The sequence below is a fragment of the Rhizobium sp. SRDI943 genome, assembly GCF_057653695.1.
This window is the reverse complement of sequence record NZ_CM172787.1, coordinates 4,206,876-4,225,886: the sequence shown is the minus strand read 5'-3', so window position 1 is coordinate 4,225,886 and position 19,011 is coordinate 4,206,876. Positions and strand designations below refer to the sequence as shown.

Here is a 19,011-nt window from a genome sequence, read left to right as displayed (position 1 = left end):
TATTTGCCGCTTTCTGGCGCGTGTAAAGAGGTTCATCCTGCAAAAACGGAATGAGCCGGAGTTTCCCAATGCCGCAAGCCTTCGTTTCCCCAGACCGCATCCGATCACTGTTTACCGAGTCGATGTCGCAGATGTACCGGGCGGAGGTGCCGCAATACGGCACGCTGATCGAACTGGTGGCGGATGTGAATGCCGGCTGCCTCGAAAACGATCCTGACCTGCGCGATCGCCTGGCCCGCGCCGGCGAGCTGGAGCGCATCGATGTCGAGCGTCACGGCGCTATAAGGCTCGGTACGGCCGACGAGCTTTTCACCATCCGCCGGCTGTTTGCGGTCATGGGCATGCAGCCGGTCGGCTACTACGATCTTTCGGTCGCTGGCGTGCCGGTTCATTCCACCAGCTTCCGGCCGATCGACGAGGCAGCACTCAACGTCAATCCATTCCGCGTCTTCACCTCGCTGCTGCGACTGGAACTGATCGAGGACGAAGGGCTGCGCGGCGAAGCCGAAGCCATTCTGGCGAAACGGCGGATCTACACGCCGCGCGCCGTCGCCCTGATCGAGCGCCACGAGCAGAACCGCGGCCTGACCGAGGCGGAAGCGACGGAATTCGTCGCCGAGGCGTTGGAAACCTTCCGCTGGCATGGCGAAGCGACAGTCAGCGCCGACACCTACAAGCGCCTGCACGACGCCCATCGGCTGATCGCCGACGTCGTCAGCTTCAAGGGACCGCACATCAACCATCTGACGCCGCGCACGCTCGATATCGACGCCGTCCAGGCCCGCATGCCGGAACGCGGCATCACGCCGAAGGCTGTCATCGAAGGGCCGCCGCGCCGTCATTGCGATATCCTGCTGCGACAGACGAGCTTCAAGGCGCTGGAAGAAACGATCGCCTTTACCGATGATGACGGTGCGATTCAAGGGACACATACCGCCCGCTTCGGGGAGATCGAACAGCGCGGCGTGGCGTTGACGGCGAAGGGCCGGGTGCTCTACGACCAACTGCTCGCCTCGGTTCGCGGCGAGGTGCAGGTGGGCGCCGGCGGCGCCAAGGCCGGCGCCTACGATCACGAACTCGCTGCGCGTTTCAAGGCACTGCCGGATAGTTGGGACGAGCTGCGCAGGGCGGGTCTGGCCTTCTTCCGCTATTCCGCGACGCCTGCGGGCATTGTCGCCGCGGCCGGCAGCACGCTGCCCGGCGATCCGGAGGCGCTGATCGCCAAGGGTTATCTCGCCTTCACCCCGATCGTCTACGAAGACTTCCTGCCCGTCAGCGCGGCCGGCATCTTCCAGTCGAACCTCGGTACCGACCAGCAGCAGAACTATGCGACCCGCTCGAACCGTGACGCCTTCGAGGCGGCACTCGGTGCTACCGTTCAGGACGAGCTGGCGCTTTACGCCGAACGCCAGGCCGCATCGCTGGATTCGGCGCTGGCCGCGCTCGGCCTTGCGGGCCTGCCGTTGAAGACCGTTGCGTGAAATGGCAGGTTCAACACTTTCTTTTTTGCATTAGAGTATCCGCGATTTCGCTCTGATCGGACTGAGCCATGCTGAATGATCCGCGCTCCCACGGCCTCTGGGAAAAGACAGCGCCCGAAGCGCCGACGACCTCGCCTCTCGACGGCGCGGTATCGGCCGACGTCGTCATCGTCGGCGGCGGTTACACCGGCCTCTCTTCCGCCCTGCATCTTGCCGAAGCCGGGTCGAAGGTGGTGTTGCTGGAGGCGAAGGAGATCGGCTTCGGCGGTGCCGGGCGCAATGTCGGGCTGATCAATGCCGGCATGTGGGTGATGCCGAACGATCTGCCCGGCGTGCTCGGCCCGGTGCATGGCGAACGTCTGCTCGATCTGCTCGGCAATGCGCCGAAGCTGGTCATGGAGCTGATCGACAAACATCAGATTGCCTGCGAACTCGAACGGAACGGCACGCTGCATTGCGCGGTCGGCGCGGGCGGTCTGAAGGAGATCGAGGATCGCGCGGCGCAATGGTCTGCCCGCGGCGCAGCCGTGACGCTGCTCGACGCGGCGGAGACGGCAAAACGCATCGGCAGCGATGCCTATTCGGGTTCGCTGCTCGACAAACGCGCCGGCACGCTGCAGCCGCTTGCCTATGCGCGCGGCCTTGCCCATGCCGCCGTCAAGGCCGGCGTCGCCATTCACACATCCAGCCCGGTCATCGCGACGGAGCGCAATGGCAGCCGCTGGACCGTGAAGACGGCAAGCGGCGAGGTCAGCGCGGAGTGGATCATCGTTGCAACGGATGCCTACAGTACCGGCCCGTGGGAACAGGTGCGCAGCGAACAGGTGCATCTGCCCTATTTCAATTTCGCCACCGTGCCGCTGGGCCACAATCTGCGCCAGTCGATCCTGCCTGGGCGAGAAGGCGCATGGGATTCCAAGGAAATCCTCTCCTCCTTCCGCATGGACCAGGCCGGCCGTCTCGTTTTCGGCAGTGTCGGGGCGCTGCGCAATACCGGACTGGCCGTACACAAGGGCTGGGCCAAACGCGCATTGAAGCGGCTCTTCCCTGTAATCGGCGACGTCGAATTCGAGTGTGAATGGTATGGCCAGATCGGCATGACCGACAATGCGCTGCCGCGCTTCCACAAGTTCGCACCTTGTGTCGTCGGCTTTTCGGGCTACAATGGCCGCGGCATTGCCCCCGGTACGGTCTTCGGCCGTACGCTGGCGGAGCATATCCTCGGCCGGCTTCCGGAAGCCGATCTGCCGTTGCCGCTGACTTCGCCCACCGAGCCAAGCTTCCGTGCACTCAAGGAAATATGGTACGAAGCCGGCGCTCAGGTCGCCCATTTCGCCGATGCCCGCTTCTGAGAAGCGATGCACGCTTCTGAGAATAATAAGATTGGAAACACGACAATGACCATCGCCGTCCTCGATCTCGCCACCGAAACCGCCAAGCTGCTTGCCGAACTCGGCGTCGATGCCGGCCGCTATCACGGCGGCACGCTTGCCGTCACCTCGCCGGTCACCGGCAAGGAAATCGGCAAACTCAGGGAACATTCCGTTTCCGAGACGAAGGCGGCGATCGAAGCGGCGCATCAGGCCTTCCTCGAATGGCGTGCCGTGCCGGCGCCGAAGCGCGGCGAACTGGTCCGCCTGCTGGGCGAGGAACTGCGCGCCTCCAAGGCGGCGCTCGGCCGTCTCGTTTCGATCGAGGTTGGCAAGATCACTTCGGAAGGTCTGGGCGAAGTGCAGGAGATGATCGACATCTGCGATTTCGCGGTCGGCCTTTCCCGTCAGCTTTACGGCCTGACGATCGCCACTGAGCGATCCGAGCACCGGATGATGGAAAGCTGGCATCCGCTCGGCGTGATCGGCATCATCTCCGCCTTCAACTTCCCTGTTGCCGTCTGGTCGTGGAATGCCGCACTTGCGATGGTCTGCGGCAATTCCACCGTCTGGAAGCCCTCGGAAAAGACGCCGTTGACGGCGCTTGCCGTGCAGGCGCTGTTCGAAAAGGCGCTGAAGCGTTTCGTCGCCGAGGGCGGTAGCGCACCGGCCAATCTGTCGACGCTGATCATCGGCGGCCGCGAGGTCGGCGAAGTGCTGGTCGATCATCCGAAGATCCCGCTGGTTTCCGCCACCGGCTCGACGGCCATGGGCCGCGCCGTCGGTCCGCGCCTGTCGCAGCGTTTTGCCCGCGCCATTCTCGAACTCGGCGGCAACAATGCGGCGATCGTCTGCCCGTCGGCCGATCTCGACCTGACGCTGCGCGGCGTTGCCTTCTCCGCCATGGGCACGGCCGGCCAGCGCTGCACGACGCTGCGCCGTCTCTTCGTCCACGAGAGCGTCTACGATCAGCTGGTGCCTAGACTGCAGAAGGCCTACGGCTCCGTCACCATCGGCAATCCGCTCGAAACCGGCACGCTTGTAGGACCGTTGATCGACGGCCAGGCTTTTAAAAACATGCAGGCAGCGCTTGGCGAGGCGAAGTCGGCCGGCGGCACGGTGACCGGAGGCGACCGCGTCGAAAGCGGTTCGACCGAGGCTTTCTACGTTCGCCCGGCGCTCGTGGAAATGCCTGATCAGACCGGACCGGTGGAGCACGAGACCTTCGCGCCGATCCTCTATGTGATGAAATACAGCGATTTCGACGAGGTGCTGGCGCTGCACAATGCCGTGCCGCAGGGGCTGTCGTCGTCGATCTTCACCAACGACATGCGCGAGGCCGAAACCTTCGTCTCCGCCCGCGGTTCGGATTGCGGCATCGCCAACGTCAACCTCGGGCCATCGGGCGCCGAGATCGGCGGCGCCTTTGGCGGCGAGAAGGAGACCGGCGGCGGCCGTGAATCCGGCTCGGATGCCTGGAAGGCCTATATGCGCCGCTCCACCAACACGATCAATTACGGCAGGACGCTGCCGCTGGCGCAGGGCGTCAAGTTCGACGTCGAATAAGCTGGCGGCAAAAGGCTGCAAAAGAGAGGCGGCGCTCGGGAAGCGCCGCCTTTTTTGCCAAATCGAGATTTATTCCCCTGTAATATGAAATATTTAGTCAAGATATTGTGATGGCTTTTCCGACCAAGCCAAACTTGAAATCGGCAGTCAGGAAAAATATACGCCTCTCATCGCCCTTGGAGAGCTCGGGTGACATCGTCACGGAGGCCATCATGAAAATTGCTCTTAACCGTTTTTCGCTCGCGCTTGCCGCTTCGCTTCTCTCCGCCACCGCGCTCGCAGGCAGCGCCCAAGCGCAGGACGAAGGTCTCGTCGTTTACAATGCCCAGCACGAAAGCCTCGGCCGCGAATGGATCGACGCCTTCTCCAAGGAGACCGGCATCAAGGTCACCATGCGCCAGGGCAGCGACATGCAGTTCGCCAACCAGATCATCCAGGAAGGCGACGCCTCCCCGGCGGATGTCTTCCTGACCGAAAATTCGCCGGCAATGACGCTGGTCGATGGCGCGGGCCTCTTCGCCCCCATCGAAAAGGAAACGCTGGATCAGGTTCCGGATCAGTATCGCCCGGCTGACGGCATGTGGACCGGCATTGCCGCCCGTACCACCGTTTTTGCCTATGACAAGACCAAGCTCACCGAAGACAAGCTGCCGAAGTCGATGCTCGATCTGGCAGATCCCGCCTGGAAGGGCCGCTGGGGTGCAGCACCTGCCGGTGCAGACTTCCAGGCCATCGTCGCTGCCCTGCTGCAGCTCAAGGGCGAAGATGCCACCAAGGCATGGCTGAAGGGCCTGAAAGACAATGCCACGCCCTACAAGGGCAACAGCGTCGCGATGAAGGCCGTCAATTCAGGCGAAGTCGAAGGCGCTGTTATCTATCACTATTATTGGTTCGGCGATCAGGCCAAAACAGGCGAGAACAGCAAGAATGTTGGTCTGCACTACTTCAAGAACCAGGATCCGGGCGCTTTCGTCAGCGTTTCGGGTGGCGGCATCCTGAAGTCCACGCAGCACATGAAGGAAGCCCAGGCTTTCCTGAAGTTCCTGACAAGCAAGGCCGGCCAGGCAGTCCTCAAGGACGGCGATTCCTATGAATATGCCATCGGCAAGGATGCGCCCTCCAACGACAAGCTCACTCCGCTTGCCGATCTCAATGCCCCGAAGGTCGAAGCTTCGACCCTCGACAGCAAGAAAGTCGTGGAGCTGATGACGGCTGCCGGCCTGATCTAAAGCGTGGCGCGCCACACTTAAGATCTTTCGTTTTCCGCATGTCGTCGTCGCAAAACCGCGGCACACTTTTGCGCGACATGCTTAGACCTTTCTGCCGCAGGCGTCTTCCGGCCAAAACTATTGCATTTGGCTCAAGAAAACCTTAGGGCATGACGATATCCGGCAACCGCCTTTCAAAGGCGGTTGCCTTCCTTTTTCAGCGTGTAAAGGCATCGGCCTTGCTGCAGGACAACAGATTGCTCGCATCCGGCAACCAGGCGCCGGTCGCGCCGAGGGCCACGCGAATGGCTTTGCCGCGCGGACGCATGCCGCACGCTTCGGTGATCCTCCTCGCAACCGTCGTCGCGATCTTCAGTCTCGTGCCGCTCGGCTTCATCGGCTGGGTAACCTACGATGTCGGCTGGGAAACGGTGAAGGCCCTGGTCTTCCGGCCACGCGTCGGCGAACTTCTCATCAATACGGTCCTTCTGGAATCGATCACCATCCCGGTGTCGATCGCGCTTGCGGTGACGCTCGCCTGGCTGACCGAGCGGACGGACATTCCTTTCGGCCGGCTCTGGGCCTGGCTGGCGATCGCTCCGCTCGCCGTGCCTGCCTTCGTGCACAGCTATGCCTGGGTCAGCCTCGTTCCCGGCATGCGCGGTCTGCAGAGCGGTGTCTTCGTCTCGGTCATCGCCTATTATCCGTTCCTCTACCTGCCGGTCGCCGCAGCGCTGCGCCGTCTCGATCCGGCTATCGAGGATGCCGCGGCCTCGCTGGGCCTCAATCCCTGGCGCGTCTTCTTCCGCGCCGTGCTGCCGCAGCTCAGGCTCGCCATCTGCGGCGGTTCTCTGCTGATCGCGCTGCATCTGCTTTCGGAGTACGGCCTGTTCGTGATGATCCGGTTCGACACGTTCGCGACGGCAATCGTCGACCAGTTCCAGTCCTCCTACAACAGCCCGGCCTCCAACATGCTCGGCGGCGTGCTCGTCGCCTGCTGTCTTTTTCTGCTCGGATTCGAGGTGCTGGTGCGCGGCAACGAACGTTATGCCCGCGTCGGCGCGGGTTCGCCACGCCCGACGGACCGCCGCCGCCTGGGCTGGTTGGTGGTGCCCGCCGTTTTGCTGCCTGTCCTCCTGGCGGTTCTGACGCTCGGCGTCCCGTTGGTGACGCTTGGCCGCTGGCTCTATCTCGGCGGAACCGATATCTGGCGCATCGAGGTCGGCAGCGCCTTCCTGCAGACGATCGTGCTTGCCATTGTCGGCGGCGTGCTGGCGACGATTGCTGCAGCACCGATGGCCTGGCTTTCCGTGCGGGCGCCCGGCCGCCTCCAGCGCGTGCTCGAAGCCTGCCATTATTATGTCGGCTCGCTGCCGGGCGTCGTCGTGGCGCTGGCGCTGGTGACGATCACCGTGCGTCTCGTGCTGCCGCTCTATCAGACCTTCGCAACGCTGCTCGTCGCCTATGTGATGCTTTTCCTGCCGCGCGCCATGGTCGGGCTGCGCGCCAGCATTGCCCAGGCCCCGGTGGAGCTGGAGCGCGCCGCGATGGGCCTCGGCCGCACCCCGGGCCAGGCGGTGCGGCAGATCACCATGCGGCTTGCCGCACCGGGAGCGGCCGCCAGCGTCGCGCTGGCCGCACTCGGCATCACCAATGAACTCACGGCGACACTGATGCTGTCGCCCAACGGCGTCGATACGCTGGCGACGAAATTCTGGTCGCTGACCAGCGAGATCGATTATGTCTCGGCCGCCCCCTACGCCTTCATGATGGTCGTGCTGTCGCTGCCGCTCACCCTGATGCTCTATACCCAATCGAAACGGACCGCCGGCCAATGACGCTGCTCACGATCGAAAACATCAGCAAGCGCTATGGCCCCGTCCAGGCGCTGAAGGATATTTCGCTCGAGGTTTCGGCCGGAAGCCGCACGGCCGTCGTCGGCCCGTCCGGTTCAGGCAAGACGACGCTGTTGCGCATCATTGCCGGCTTCGAGCAACCCGATGTCGGCAGGGTGACGCTGGATGGCGACCTGCTCGCGGACGGTCCGGCGACAGTACCGGCACACAAGCGCGGCATCGGTATTGTCTCGCAGGACGGCGCGCTGTTTCCGCACTTAAGCGTTGCCGAAAATATCGGCTTCGGCTTCGAACGAGGCGCAGCCGATCGCGAGAAGCGCATCGTCGAGTTGCTCGATATGGTCGAGCTCGACCGCGGCATGCTGGCGCGGCGTCCGCATCAGCTTTCCGGCGGGCAGCAGCAGCGCGTGGCGCTCGCCCGCGCGCTCGGCCGTAAGCCGCGGCTGATGCTGCTCGACGAACCTTTCTCGGCACTCGATACCGGCCTGCGTGAAAACATGCGCAAGGCGGTTGCGCGCGTGCTGCAGGCGGCCGGCATCACCACCATTCTCGTCACCCATGATCAGGAAGAGGCTCTGACCTTTGCCGATCAGGTCGCGGTTCTGAGGGAGGGACGGCTGATCCAGGCCGGGTCGCCGCAATCCTTGTACCTGCATCCGCGCGATCGCGAGACGGCACTGTTTCTCGGCGATGCCGTGCTGCTTCCCGCCATCATCCGCAACGGCTTGGCAGACTGCGCCCTTGGCCATGTCGCCGTCGAAGGCAGCCGTCAGGGCAAGGCGGAGATCATGCTGCGTCCCGAGCAGATTCGCGTCGTTGCCGATGAAGGCGATCGCAACTATGGCGGGCGTGTCGTCGAAGTGGAATTCGGCGGCGCAGTCTGCACCGTCGCCGTCTCGCTCGAAGGCGTGGCGTTGCCGCCGATCCTTATCAAGACCTCGAGCGTCGCTCTTCCGGCGCGGGGAGACCTCGTTCGCCTCGATATCGCCGGCAAGGCGCATGTCTTCGAGAACTGATACCATGCGACAGCTCTAAAGCGCGTCACGATCTTTCAGATTCGCTCCTCGCACTTTAGGCCTTTGTTTTTACGCATGTCGTTGTCGCAAAACCGCTGTACACTTTTGCGCGGCATGCTCTGGACCTAGCCGACCTTGCGTACCACTTCTTCGGGCTCGATGCCTTCGAGCCAGCCACCGGTAAAGCCGGCGCGCTCGAGCCCGAGGCGGATGACCGGCGATTGCCGCATCAGTTTCCAGATGAAATCCGAACGGTCGTTCTCGATGGTCATGACGACAAGGCCCTGGTCGATGCCGACGGTGCGGTCGTCGACCCAGCCTTCCGGCCGCTTGGTCTTGACCGTCGGATTGAAGCCGCCGGGAAAACCGCCTTCCAAGAGCAGGTTCGGATAGGTGGTCAGAAGCGCCTTGGTGCCGTCGAGAGCCGCCTGCTTGTCGTAGGGCAGGCAGGCAAGGGCTGCCCAGGGTGCGATCGTGCCGTCATCCGGGCCGAGCGGCGCTCCGCGGGCGGCGTAACCCAGAACCTTCGGCTGGCGGCCGCCACGCATGCGCCGTGTCGGCGGCGGGCCGTCACAGGCAGAGAAACCCCAGATATTCCTGTTGTAGCCGACGAACTGGCCGGGATTGCGTTCGGCATAGTCACGCTGGACGTTGATCATCACCTGCGTGTTGCGGAAATAGTCCCAGTTTCGCTCCGCCATCGGCTTGTCCTGAATGGTGCGGAAATCGATCCAGGCATGCGAGAAGAGGTGGATGAACAGCGGCCCGGCATAGAGATAGGACTGCTCGCCATGCAGCATCCAGGAATAGCTTGACGTAAAGGCGTCGTAGCTCGATTGCGGTATCGGGTGCGTCGGCGAAGCGAGCGCCAGCGTATAGAGGATGATCGCCTCGTCGAAGCCATGGTAGCGCCAGCGCAAGAAGCCGGAAGAGGGCTTCCAACCCATGGCAATAGTGTCGCCCTTGTTCAGCGCCCAGCGCCAGTCGACCCGCTCGTAGATGAAGGTCGCGAGTTCCCGGATTTCGGTTTCCGTCTCGTCGTCCTCGCGATTGAAATATTGCGCAGCCGTCAGGATGCCGGCGACGAGCAGCGCCGTGTCGATGGTCGAAAGCTCGCTGTTCCAGGCGCGATGGCCGGTATCCATGTGCAGGAAGTGGTAGAAGAAGCCGCGGTGGCCGGTCGCGTGGCGTTCCTCGCCCTGGCGCGCCTCGGCAAAGAACCGCAGCGTATTGACCGTGCGTTCGGCTGCCTCCTCGCGGCTGATCCATAAACGCTCGACACCAACAGGATAAGAGGAAAGCGCAAAGCCGACGGCTGCGATGCTGCACGGAACCCCGTCGATCGAGGTATCCGCCACCAGGCCATTTTCGGGATTGGTATATTTCAGGAAGTACTTGAACGCCGAATGCTGCAGCCTGTCGACGAGCGCTGCATCAATGTCTTCAATCCGTTGCAGCATAGGCTCCTACCCAACTGTTGCATCGCCCCATGCTTCAACATGGGGGCCGTCCCCGGGCAAATCAAACCTTTTTGATTCGCAAGGATAAGAGAACACAAAAGGGTGGAATCGGTCGTTAATAATTATCGGCAAAATAATATCTAGCAGAAGTCATATAAGCGGTGCAGCAAAAAAGACGGTCCGCGCGCCACCGGCGCGGGTTATTTTCCCGCAATACTTGTTTTCCTGATGCTTTGGAGAGTGGGTTTTCCCGCTCAGGCGGCTTCATCGAGCCGCACCAGATGACCTGCCGTCACTTCCCGGTACCGGCGCGGCGGCGCGACGTAGCCAACCGGGCGAACGGGGCTCTTGAGCTCGTCGGTTCCGAGGTTGCGCTTGATGCCGCGCCGCGAGGGGTCGGGAACGGGCACGGCTGCCATCAGCTTCTTCGTGTAGGCGTGCTGCGGATTGCTGAACAGTTCCGCGCGCGGGCCGATCTCGACGATTTCGCCGAGATACATCACCGCGACGCGGTGGCTGACGCGCTCAACCACAGCCATGTCGTGGGAAATGAACAGAAAGGCGAGGTTGAGGCTTTGCTGCAGGTCCATCAGCAGATTGCAGACCTGCGCCTTGATCGAGACATCGAGGGCTGAAACGCTTTCATCGGCGACGATCACCTTCGGATCGAGTGCGAGCGCGCGGGCGATGCAGATGCGCTGGCGCTGACCGCCGGAGAATTCGTGCGGATAGCGTTTCATCATGTCGGGCTTCAGCCCGACGCGTTCGAGAAGATCGGCCGCCTTGTCGCGGGCCTGGGCGCCGGTGCCGAGGCCATGTTCGGTGATGGGTTCGGCGACGGCGGCGCCGACGGTCATGCGCGGGTTGAGGCTGGCGAAGGGATCCTGAAAGATCATCTGGATGCTGCGGCGCATCCGTCTGAGACTGGCCGCGTCAAGGCTCAGCACGTCATAGCCGTCGAGGCTGACGCTGCCGCCGTTCGGCTGGACGAGACGGGTAATCGAGCGGCCGGTGGTCGACTTGCCGCAGCCGGATTCGCCGACGAGCGACAGCGTCTCGCCCTGGAGGAGATCGAAGGAGACATCCTCGACCGCATGGATCGCGCCGGTCTTGCGGCCGAGCAGGCCGCCGCGGATATCGAAACGGGTAACGAGGTTCTTGACTTCGAGGATCGGCGTCCGGCGGCGGTCGACGGTATCGGCCACCTCGATCGGCTCGCGGCGTTCGCCGGTCGTGGTATCGACGACAGGGAAACGCAGCGGCCATTTCCGGTCGGCCATCGAGCCGAGGCGCGGCACGGCCGAGAGCAAAGCTCGGGTATAGGGATGCCTGCCGCGATGGAAGATGTCGTCGGTCGTGCCGGTTTCCACCGCCTCGCCGCGATACATGACGATGGTGCGGTCGGCGATTTCGGCGACGACACCCATGTCGTGGGTGATGAAGAGCACGGACATGCCCTCTTCTTCCTGCAGCATCTTGATCAGGTCGAGGATCTGGCCCTGGATCGTCACGTCGAGCGCCGTCGTCGGCTCATCGGCGATCAGCAGTTTCGGCCGGCTGGCGAGCGCCATGGCGATCATTACGCGCTGGCGCATGCCGCCTGAGAACTGGTGTGGATATTCGTCGAAGCGAGACGCGGCGTTGGGGATGCGGACCTTTTCCAGCAGGCGCACGGTTTCGGCCCGCGCCTCGGCCTTGCCGATATCGCCGTGGCAGGTCAGCGCTTCGGAGATCTGGCGGCCGATGGTGAAGATCGGATTGAGGGACGTCATCGGCTCCTGGAAGATCATGGCGGCGTCGTTGCCGCGCACCCGGCGCATCTCCTTTTCCGAAAGGGTGAGAACATCCTTGCCGTTCAAGGTGATGGCGCCATCGATGCGGCTCGATCCCTTGGCGAGAAGCCGCATGATCGAAAGGGAGGTGACGCTCTTGCCCGAGCCGCTTTCGCCGACGATAGCCACCGTCTCGCCTGGCATGACGTCGAAGGAGACGTCGCGCACCACCGGCTTCCAGTCGCCATCGACGAGGAAGGAGGTCGTCAGGTTCCTGACCGAGAGAACCGGGGAGGCGGGGGCTGAAGAAACATCAAGCATGTCGTTGCCTTGTTCTATCTGGTTCACGTCTTCAAAGGCGTGGCGAAGGAGGCCGAAGGCCTGCCTTCAGCAATGCGGGCCGCTTCCAGCGCCGCGATCTTTTCATCGATCTCGCGCCTGTCCGTCATGCCGTTCGGATTTTGCCGCGTCGCCATCGTCTCGGCGACATGCAGGTAACGTTCACCCGCCACCGCGTGCAGGCGAACAAGTTCGGCGAGCGGATCGGGATGATCGTCGGCGCGGAGGCTGAGCCACGGATAATCCTGGTCGCGATGGATGATGAGGGCGGCGGACTGCCTGCCGCGCTTGTCGCCGCCGGCATCCTCGCCTACCTGCATCGCCAGCAGCAGGCGTTCGGCCAGCGGCTTGTCCATTGCCTTGTTGTAGGTGGCAAGTGTTTCGGCGACGACGTCGGGACCCGCGAGCATGTTGCCGGCGACCGAGACGTTTTCGTCGATCAGATGCCCCGCCCAGTCGATGCATGCGGGACCGGTGAAGGCGGCGTTGCGCCCCTTCGCATCGATGAGGTGCAACTGCCGCTGATTGCGGCCGGCGTCACGCCCAGTGAGCTGGGTGATGATCTCCTCCGGCGCCTTGCCTGCAGCCAGCAGCGACAGGCCGTCGACGCCGTAAAGCGGGCTGACGAAGGCCTGGGTAGCAACGGCGCCGATGCCGCCGCGAATATGCGGCACCAGGGCGCCGACGGCAAAGAAGCGGCTCGCGACGGCGATGCCGAGATGACTGGTCGAGGGATCACGGGCGACGATAGACCAGGTCATGACTATCTCCCGATCGCATAGGCCTGCATCAGGCGCGGGGTGGCTGCAGCGCGCAACAGTCCGTCGGCATCGCGTCTCGCGGCGGTCAGCCGGCCGATCGTCCAGGGATCGGCGACCGTCAGCTTGTGACCCTTGCGACGCAGGGCATCAAGGACATCAGGGCCGAAATTCGCTTCCGCCATCAGGCTGCCGGGTTCGCGGGTGCGCGGATAGAAAGAGCCCGGAAAATGCGAGGTGTGGAACAGCGGCTGGTCGATCGCCGCCTGCAGGTTCAGCTTGTGATTGATATAACGCAGGAAGAAGGAAAGCTGCCACTGCTCCTGCTGATCGCCGCCGGGTGTGCCGAAGGCCAGTGTCGGGCGGCCCTCATAGAGGCCGAGCGACGGTGTCAGCGTCGTGCGCGGCCGCTTGCCGGGCGCAAGCGACGTCGGCAACCCTGGTTTCAGCCAGAACATCTGGGCGCGGGAATTGAGGCAGAAGCCGAGGCCGGGCACGGTCGGCGAGGATTGCAGCCAGCCGCCTGATGGCGTGACGGAAACCATGTTGCCGTGGCGGTCGATGACGTCGATATGCACGGTGTCGCCGCGCTTTTCGGAAAGATGCGCCATGGTCGGCTCGTAGACGGCGCCGGTCTTGGAATCCGCGCCGAGCATCTTCATCGTCAGATCATGCTGCGCTTCGAAGCCAGGCACGATGCCGGGGCGAAGATCGAAGGAGGCGTCTGTGCCGACCAGCTTGCGGCGCTCGGCGGCATAGGTCTCCGACAGCAGATGCGCGATGGGAATCTCCGAAAAGTCAGGATCGCCGTAATAGACTTCGCGGTCGGCGAAGGCGAGCTTCATCGCCTCGACGACGGTGTGGACGAAATCGGCGCCAGCGGGATCCATCGCGGCGAGATCGAAGCCTTTGAGGATCGACAGGGTCTGCAGGAAGACCGGACCCTGGCCCCAGGGGCCGATCTTGGCGATCGTCCAGCCATGATAATCATAGGTCAGCGGCTCCTCGATCGTCGCCGACCAGTTCGCCATGTCGGCGGCAGTCAGGACGCCCTTGTGGCGGCTGCCGCTTGCATCCATCACCTCGGCGGTCTTCAGATAATCGTCGATCTTCTCGGCAACGAAGCCGCGATAGAAGGCGTCGCGGGCCGCCTGCACTTGCGCTTCCCGGCCGCTTTTCACTTCCGCCTCGGCGATGACGCGCTTCCAGGTTTCGGCAAGCACCGGATTCCTGAAATTCGCATGCGCTTCGGGCGCGCTGCCGCCTGGCAGCCACGTCTCGTAGGAGGTCGGCCATTCCTTCTCGAAGAAGGCGGCGAGCCCCTTGATGGTGGCGGAGACGCGCGGCAGCATCGGATGGCCGTGCTCGGCGTAATAGATCGCCGGTTCCAGCACATCGCGCACGCTCATCGAGCCATAGTCGCGCAGCATCAGCATCCAGCCATCGAAGGAGCCGGGGATGACGGTCGCAAGCAGCCCGTCGCCGGGGATCAGGCTCAGGCCCTCTGCCGTATAGTGTTCGATCGTCGCACCGGCGGGGGCAGGGCCTTGCGCGCAGATGACCTCGACCTTGTCCTTCTTCTTCGAATAGATCACCGCCGGCATATCGCCGCCCGGACCGCAAAGATGCGGCTCGACGATCTGCAGCACGAAGCCCGTCGCCACTGCCGCGTCGAAGGCATTGCCGCCCTTTTCGAGAATGCTCATGCCGACGGCCGAGGCGATCCAGTGCGTCGAGGTGACGACACCGAAGGTGCCGAGGATCTCGGGACGGGTGGTGAATGCGGTCATGTCAAATGTCCTTTCGAGAAATCATGCTTCGCGCGGATCGAGCGCATCGCGCAGGCCGTCGCCTAAAAGATTGAAACCGATGACGACGAGGAAGATCGCGGCACCCGGCCACATCGCCATCCATGGCGCCTGGGAGAGGAAATTCTTGGCGACGTTCAGCATCGAGCCCCAGCTCGGCGCCGGCGGTTGTTGCCCGAGACCGAGAAAGGAGAGGCTTGCCTCGGCGATGATCGCGGTGGCGATGGTCAACGTCGCTTGCACGAGGATCGGTGCAAAGACGTTCGGCAGGATGTAGCGGGTGATGATGCTCGAGGACCGGAGGCCGATCGAGCGGGCACCCTCGACATATTCTTCGATCTTGACCGAAAGCACCTGGCCGCGCGTCAGCCGCACGAAGACGGGCATGGCGGAAAGGCCGATCGCAATCATCGCATTGGTCAGGCTCGGGCCGAGAAAGGCTGCCAGCGCGATCGCGGTGATGAGGAAAGGCATGGCCAGAAAGGCTTCGGTGATGCGCGAGATCACCATGTCGATCCAGCCGCCGAAATAACCGGAGATAAGGCCGAAGGGCACGCCGATGACAACGGCGATCGCCACCGAGAAGACGCCGGCCATCAGCGAAGCCTGCGCGCCCCAGATCATTCGGGAAAGAACGTCGCGGCCGATGTCGTCGGTGCCAAGCCAATGGGCGGCGGACGGGGCCTTGCGGATCGCCGACCAGCTTGTGGCGTTCGGATCGGGAATCGGAAGGAGGGGGGCGGCAATGGCGAGGATTGCGAAGAAGGCGATGATCGCAAGGCCGACGAGCGCACCCTTGTTGGCCTTCAGCTTGCGCCAGGCACGGCTCGGCGAGCGGTCGATCGCAGAGGGAATGACGGTCTCTCCGATCGCGGTCATAGGGCGGCCCTCATGCGTGGATTGAGCAGGACGTAGAGAATGTCGGCCAAGAGGTTCATCAGGATGAAGCCGATCGCGGTGCAGATCACCACACCCTGGACGACGGCGTAGTCGCGGTTGAAGACGGCGTCGACGATGAGCTTTCCGAAACCCGGAATGGTGAAGATCTGCTCGGTCAGCACGGCACCGGCAAGCAGTTCGCCGAAGAGCAAGGCAGTCAGCGTCACGATCGGCAGCATGGCATTGCGGAAGCCGTGTTCGAGCACGACCGAGCTTTCAGCCAGCCCCTTGGCGCGGGCGGTGCGGATGTAATCGGTGCTGAGGACGCTCAGCATCGCCGAGCGTGTATGCCGCATTAGGGTCGCGGCCAGCGCATTGCCGAGCACGAAGGAGGGCATCAGCATGGTTTCCAGCGAACGCAGCGGATTGCTGAAGAAGGGTTCGTAACCTGATGCCGGCAACCAACCGAGATTGACCGAAACCAGCAGGATCAGCATGATGCCGAGCCAGAAATTCGGGATCGACAGACCGGTCAGCGCGATGATGTTGGCGAGATAGTCGATCATCGTGTTCTTCTTGACGGCCGCCAGGATGCCCATCGGCACGCCGATGACAAAGGCGAAGATCATCGACATGATGGCGAGCTGGATGGTGACCGGCAGCTTTTCGGCGATGAGCTGCAGAACCGGCTGGTTGGTGCGCAGCGAAATGCCGAGATCGCCTTGCAGGGCCGCACCCAGCCAGCGGACATATTGATAGGGCACGGGATCGTTCAGCCGGTATTTCTCGCGCAGGAATTCGAGAACCTGCGGGTCGCGTTCCTCACCGGCCATGGCGAGGATCGGATCGCCGGGCAGCAGCTTCTGCAGCGAGAAGACGAAGACCGAAATGATCAAAAGCGTCGGTATGGCGACCAAGAGCCGTTTGGCGATGTAGGTGTACATGGGCGATCCTGACACGACTGGGGTCATGCGGCGGAGGGTTTCCGCCGCATGATTTGCTGGATCAAAAAGTAGAGCATGATGTCGTCCGAAAACCGCTCACACTTTTCGGCATCATGCTCTAGGGATCAGCCGGCTTTCTTGACGCCGACGAGGCGGATCATGCCATCCGGCGACGGAACGAAGCCGGTGATGTTCTTGTGCAGCGCCCAGATCCAGGACTGATGGCCGAGATAGATGATCGGCAGATCGTCGTTGAGGATGACGGCGGCGGCATCGTATTTCTGCTTGCGCACGGCATCGTCGGTCGAAGCACGAGCTTCGTTCAGCAGCTTGTCCACCTCGGCGTTGCAGTATTTCGTGTCGTTGATGCCGCCCTTGCAGGTGATGAACTGATGGATATTGCCGTCGGGATCGACGCGGCCGGACCAGTCGGAACGGCTGAGCTGATAGTTGCCGGCGGTCTGCTCGCTCAGCAGCGTGGCGAATTCCGTCGACTTCAGGCTGACGTCGAAGCCGGCTTCGCCGACCATCGACTGGATGATCTGCATCATCTGCATGGCAACGGGATTGTTCGGGATCTGCAGCTCGATCGGCACGCGGTCGAAGCCGGCTTCCTTGATCAGCGCCTTGGCCTTGTCGAGATCGCGGGCGGGGACGGGAATATCCTTGTCGAACCACGGGCTGCTCGGCGGGAAGGGCTGGTTGCCGGAGACGGCCGTGCCTTCATAGACGATCTGGTTGACGGCATCGCGGTCGATCGCCAGCGAGAAAGCCTGGCGCAGGCGTTTGTCCTTGCCGAAAGGATTGTCGGCACGCGCGCCGTTGCCGATATTGGTATAGAGCGCCATGTAGCCGGTGCCGACGGCGTCGGCATAGACCAGGCTCGAATCCGCCTTCACGGCTTCAGCATCGGTCGCGGCCAGGCGCTCGATCATGTCGAGATCGCCGGAACGCAGATTGGCGAGGCGCACCGTCGTATCCGGGATCGGCAGATAGGTGAGCTTGTCGATGAAGATCTTGTCCTTGTTCCAGTAGTCCTGGAACTTTTCGAGCACGATGCGATCCTGCTGGATGCGTTCGACGAACTTGAACGGACCGGCGCAGACCGGGTGATCGCCGAACTTGGCGCCGAGCTCCTTGGCGGCCTTCGGCGAGACGATCATGCCGGCGCGGTCGGAAAGCTGGGCAAGAAGGGTGACGTCAGGCGCCTTGAGGGTGAACTTGACCTCGTATTCGCTTGTCGCCTCGACCTTTGCGACCGAGGTCAGCTCGCTCTTGCGGCGTGATTCCGGCAAGGTGATGTTGCGCTCGATGGTGGCGACGACGGCTTCGGCGTTGAACGGGGTCTCGTCATGGAACTTGACGCCTTGGCGCAGCTTCATGGTGAGCTCTTTGCCGTCGGCCGACCAGCTCCATTCGGTGGCAAGCTGCGGCACGATCTTCAGATCCGGCGAGACGTCGACCAGCTTGTCGCACATTGCAGTATAGACGATGCGGCCGACGAAGGTGCGTGACTGCGCGGGATCGAGCACGTCGGCATCGTCCTGCAATCCGATCTTCAGGTCGACGGCGAAGGCAGGAAGCGCAAACAGCGCGCCGGCAACGGTGGCGGTCAGCAATTTGGCGATCTTCATTCCATTCTCCTCTGTTCTGTTTGTTTGGTTTTGGCTTCCATTCCGGCGGTTATGGCCCGCCCGTCTCTCTTCTCCCTGCTCACCTCGCTGTTCAGGCGAGGGTCTTGTCGACCTCCGTTTCGCTATGATCGAGCGAGGTGATGCGGATGAGGCTTTCCTGCAGCGTCAGCAGATGCTGGCGCATCGCTTCGCCCGCCCTGGCAGGATCACGAGCGGCGATCGCATCGACGATCGCCGTGTGCTGACCGAAGGTGACGGGCCGCGTCCGGCTGGCGCTGCGGGCGCGCTCGCGGATCGTCTGCCAGGCCTCGTCCTGGCGCACCCGGTTGATGACGTCGAAGATGGTGAGGAAGAAGCCGTTGCCGGCGCATTGGGCGATCTGGCGGTGCAGCGCCCCGTCCCAAAGTTCGCGGCCGTCGGCATCGGTGCTTTCGTAGATCTTCTTCACCAGATCATACATGCGCTCGATATCGGCGGCCTTGGCGCGCATGGCGGCAAGCTGGGCGAGCTGCGGTTCGATGCGCAGGCGCACTTCCATGACTTCCATGAGATCGGTGCCGGCAACGATCGAGCCGACATGATCGCTCCAGCCGTCGGGGCGCGGGCCGGCATAGGTGCCGGAGCCTTGGCGGCGCCAGATGCGGCCCTCAGCCTCCAGCACTTCGAGGGCACGGCGGACGGCACGGCGGCCGACGCCAAGCATTTCCGAAAGGGTGCGCTCGGTCGGCAGCTTGCCGTCGGCGTCGAGACTGTCGGACCGCAGCAGAGCCCTCAGCCTCTCCAGCGCATAATTCGAATTGCCCTGCGTCTCATCCATCGGCATTCGCTTAAATGGTCCGTACCAATTTTCTATTGGTTCAGTCCAAACCAAATAGCGCCGACCGTCAAGCGCTTTTTTGTGCAAATCCAAATCTGCCCGT

At 62.9% G+C, this 19,011-nt stretch carries 14 protein-coding genes; 6 read left to right on the top strand and 8 right to left on the bottom strand.

All coding sequences use genetic code 11. The features are described 5' to 3' along the window. Window positions 1–50: 50 nt before the first annotated feature. The 6 genes from hglS to AC245Y_RS21215 all read left to right on the top strand — a co-directional run bounded on the left by hglS (window position 51) and on the right by AC245Y_RS21215 (window position 8,497). Window positions 51–1,481: a 2-oxoadipate dioxygenase/decarboxylase HglS gene (hglS, locus tag AC245Y_RS21240; RefSeq protein ID WP_017995475.1), complete on the top strand. Its 1,431-nt coding sequence runs from the start codon at window positions 51–53 to the stop codon at window positions 1,479–1,481. Between the two features lie 68 nt (window positions 1,482–1,549). After that, window positions 1,550–2,833, top strand: a complete 1,284-nt coding sequence (locus tag AC245Y_RS21235; RefSeq protein WP_017995474.1) for an NAD(P)/FAD-dependent oxidoreductase — start codon at window positions 1,550–1,552, stop codon at window positions 2,831–2,833. A 45-nt stretch (window positions 2,834–2,878) separates the two neighbouring features. After that, window positions 2,879–4,417, top strand: a complete 1,539-nt coding sequence (gene amaB, locus AC245Y_RS21230) for an L-piperidine-6-carboxylate dehydrogenase (RefSeq protein WP_017995473.1) — start codon at window positions 2,879–2,881, stop codon at window positions 4,415–4,417. A gap of 212 nt (window positions 4,418–4,629) precedes the next feature. Next, entirely contained in the window at window positions 4,630–5,646 is a 1,017-nt protein-coding gene (locus tag AC245Y_RS21225; RefSeq protein WP_026157504.1) for an iron ABC transporter substrate-binding protein, read from the top strand. 149 nt (window positions 5,647–5,795) lie between these two features. Continuing rightward, complete coding sequence (locus tag AC245Y_RS21220) at window positions 5,796–7,463, top strand: ABC transporter permease (protein ID WP_017995471.1); 1,668 nt, start codon at window positions 5,796–5,798, stop codon at window positions 7,461–7,463. Then, window positions 7,460–8,497, top strand: coding sequence for an ABC transporter ATP-binding protein (locus AC245Y_RS21215; protein ID WP_017995470.1), 1,038 nt, complete (start codon window positions 7,460–7,462; stop codon window positions 8,495–8,497). The genes AC245Y_RS21220 and AC245Y_RS21215 overlap by 4 nt, the downstream gene beginning before the upstream one ends. A gap of 125 nt (window positions 8,498–8,622) precedes the next feature. On the opposite strand, the gene AC245Y_RS21210 is transcribed toward AC245Y_RS21215, so the two are convergent. The 8 genes from AC245Y_RS21210 to AC245Y_RS21175 form a co-directional block, all read right to left on the bottom strand. Further along, a complete protein-coding gene (locus AC245Y_RS21210) occupies window positions 8,623–9,957 on the bottom strand; it encodes a glucoamylase family protein (RefSeq protein WP_017995469.1) in 1,335 nt (444 codons plus the stop codon). Window positions 9,958–10,211: 254 nt separating this feature from the next. Further along, a complete protein-coding gene (locus AC245Y_RS21205; RefSeq protein ID WP_020487047.1) occupies window positions 10,212–12,050 on the bottom strand; it encodes an ABC transporter ATP-binding protein in 1,839 nt (612 codons plus the stop codon). A 23-nt stretch (window positions 12,051–12,073) separates the two neighbouring features. Then, window positions 12,074–12,829 carry a DUF1028 domain-containing protein gene (locus tag AC245Y_RS21200; RefSeq protein ID WP_017995467.1) on the bottom strand — a complete coding sequence of 252 codons (756 nt, stop codon included), beginning with the start codon at window positions 12,827–12,829 and terminating at the stop codon, window positions 12,074–12,076. Window positions 12,830–12,831: 2 nt separating this feature from the next. Further along, window positions 12,832–14,616, bottom strand: a complete 1,785-nt coding sequence (locus AC245Y_RS21195; protein WP_017995466.1) for a gamma-glutamyltransferase family protein — start codon at window positions 14,614–14,616, stop codon at window positions 12,832–12,834. Window positions 14,617–14,637: 21 nt separating this feature from the next. Beyond that, window positions 14,638–15,513, bottom strand: coding sequence for an ABC transporter permease (locus AC245Y_RS21190; protein ID WP_017995465.1), 876 nt, complete (start codon window positions 15,511–15,513; stop codon window positions 14,638–14,640). Beyond that, window positions 15,510–16,457, bottom strand: coding sequence for an ABC transporter permease (locus AC245Y_RS21185; protein WP_012759396.1), 948 nt, complete (start codon window positions 16,455–16,457; stop codon window positions 15,510–15,512). The genes AC245Y_RS21190 and AC245Y_RS21185 overlap by 4 nt, the downstream gene beginning before the upstream one ends. A gap of 125 nt (window positions 16,458–16,582) precedes the next feature. Continuing rightward, window positions 16,583–18,091 carry an ABC transporter substrate-binding protein gene (locus AC245Y_RS21180; RefSeq protein WP_012759395.1) on the bottom strand — a complete coding sequence of 503 codons (1,509 nt, stop codon included), beginning with the start codon at window positions 18,089–18,091 and terminating at the stop codon, window positions 16,583–16,585. Between the two features lie 91 nt (window positions 18,092–18,182). Further along, window positions 18,183–18,914, bottom strand: a complete 732-nt coding sequence (locus AC245Y_RS21175; RefSeq protein ID WP_012759394.1) for a FadR/GntR family transcriptional regulator — start codon at window positions 18,912–18,914, stop codon at window positions 18,183–18,185. Window positions 18,915–19,011 lie beyond the last annotated feature (97 nt).

What these genes read in the sequence shown, in the direction of transcription:
- hglS (WP_017995475.1), top strand. Translation starts at nt 51, where the DNA reads ATGAGCCGGAGTTTCCCAATGCCGCAAGCCTTCGTTTCCCCAGACCGC.
- AC245Y_RS21235 (WP_017995474.1), top strand. Translation starts at nt 1,550, where the DNA reads ATGCTGAATGATCCGCGCTCCCACGGCCTCTGGGAAAAGACAGCGCCC.
- amaB (WP_017995473.1), top strand. Translation starts at nt 2,879, where the DNA reads ATGACCATCGCCGTCCTCGATCTCGCCACCGAAACCGCCAAGCTGCTT.
- AC245Y_RS21225 (WP_026157504.1), top strand. Translation starts at nt 4,630, where the DNA reads ATGAAAATTGCTCTTAACCGTTTTTCGCTCGCGCTTGCCGCTTCGCTT.
- AC245Y_RS21220 (WP_017995471.1), top strand. Translation starts at nt 5,796, where the DNA reads ATGACGATATCCGGCAACCGCCTTTCAAAGGCGGTTGCCTTCCTTTTT.
- AC245Y_RS21215 (WP_017995470.1), top strand. Translation starts at nt 7,460, where the DNA reads ATGACGCTGCTCACGATCGAAAACATCAGCAAGCGCTATGGCCCCGTC.
- AC245Y_RS21210 (WP_017995469.1), bottom strand. Translation starts at nt 9,957, where the DNA reads ATGCTGCAACGGATTGAAGACATTGATGCAGCGCTCGTCGACAGGCTG.
- AC245Y_RS21205 (WP_020487047.1), bottom strand. Translation starts at nt 12,050, where the DNA reads ATGCTTGATGTTTCTTCAGCCCCCGCCTCCCCGGTTCTCTCGGTCAGG.
- AC245Y_RS21200 (WP_017995467.1), bottom strand. Translation starts at nt 12,829, where the DNA reads ATGACCTGGTCTATCGTCGCCCGTGATCCCTCGACCAGTCATCTCGGC.
- AC245Y_RS21195 (WP_017995466.1), bottom strand. Translation starts at nt 14,616, where the DNA reads ATGACCGCATTCACCACCCGTCCCGAGATCCTCGGCACCTTCGGTGTC.
- AC245Y_RS21190 (WP_017995465.1), bottom strand. Translation starts at nt 15,513, where the DNA reads ATGACCGCGATCGGAGAGACCGTCATTCCCTCTGCGATCGACCGCTCG.
- AC245Y_RS21185 (WP_012759396.1), bottom strand. Translation starts at nt 16,457, where the DNA reads ATGTACACCTACATCGCCAAACGGCTCTTGGTCGCCATACCGACGCTT.
- AC245Y_RS21180 (WP_012759395.1), bottom strand. Translation starts at nt 18,091, where the DNA reads ATGAAGATCGCCAAATTGCTGACCGCCACCGTTGCCGGCGCGCTGTTT.
- AC245Y_RS21175 (WP_012759394.1), bottom strand. Translation starts at nt 18,914, where the DNA reads ATGCCGATGGATGAGACGCAGGGCAATTCGAATTATGCGCTGGAGAGG.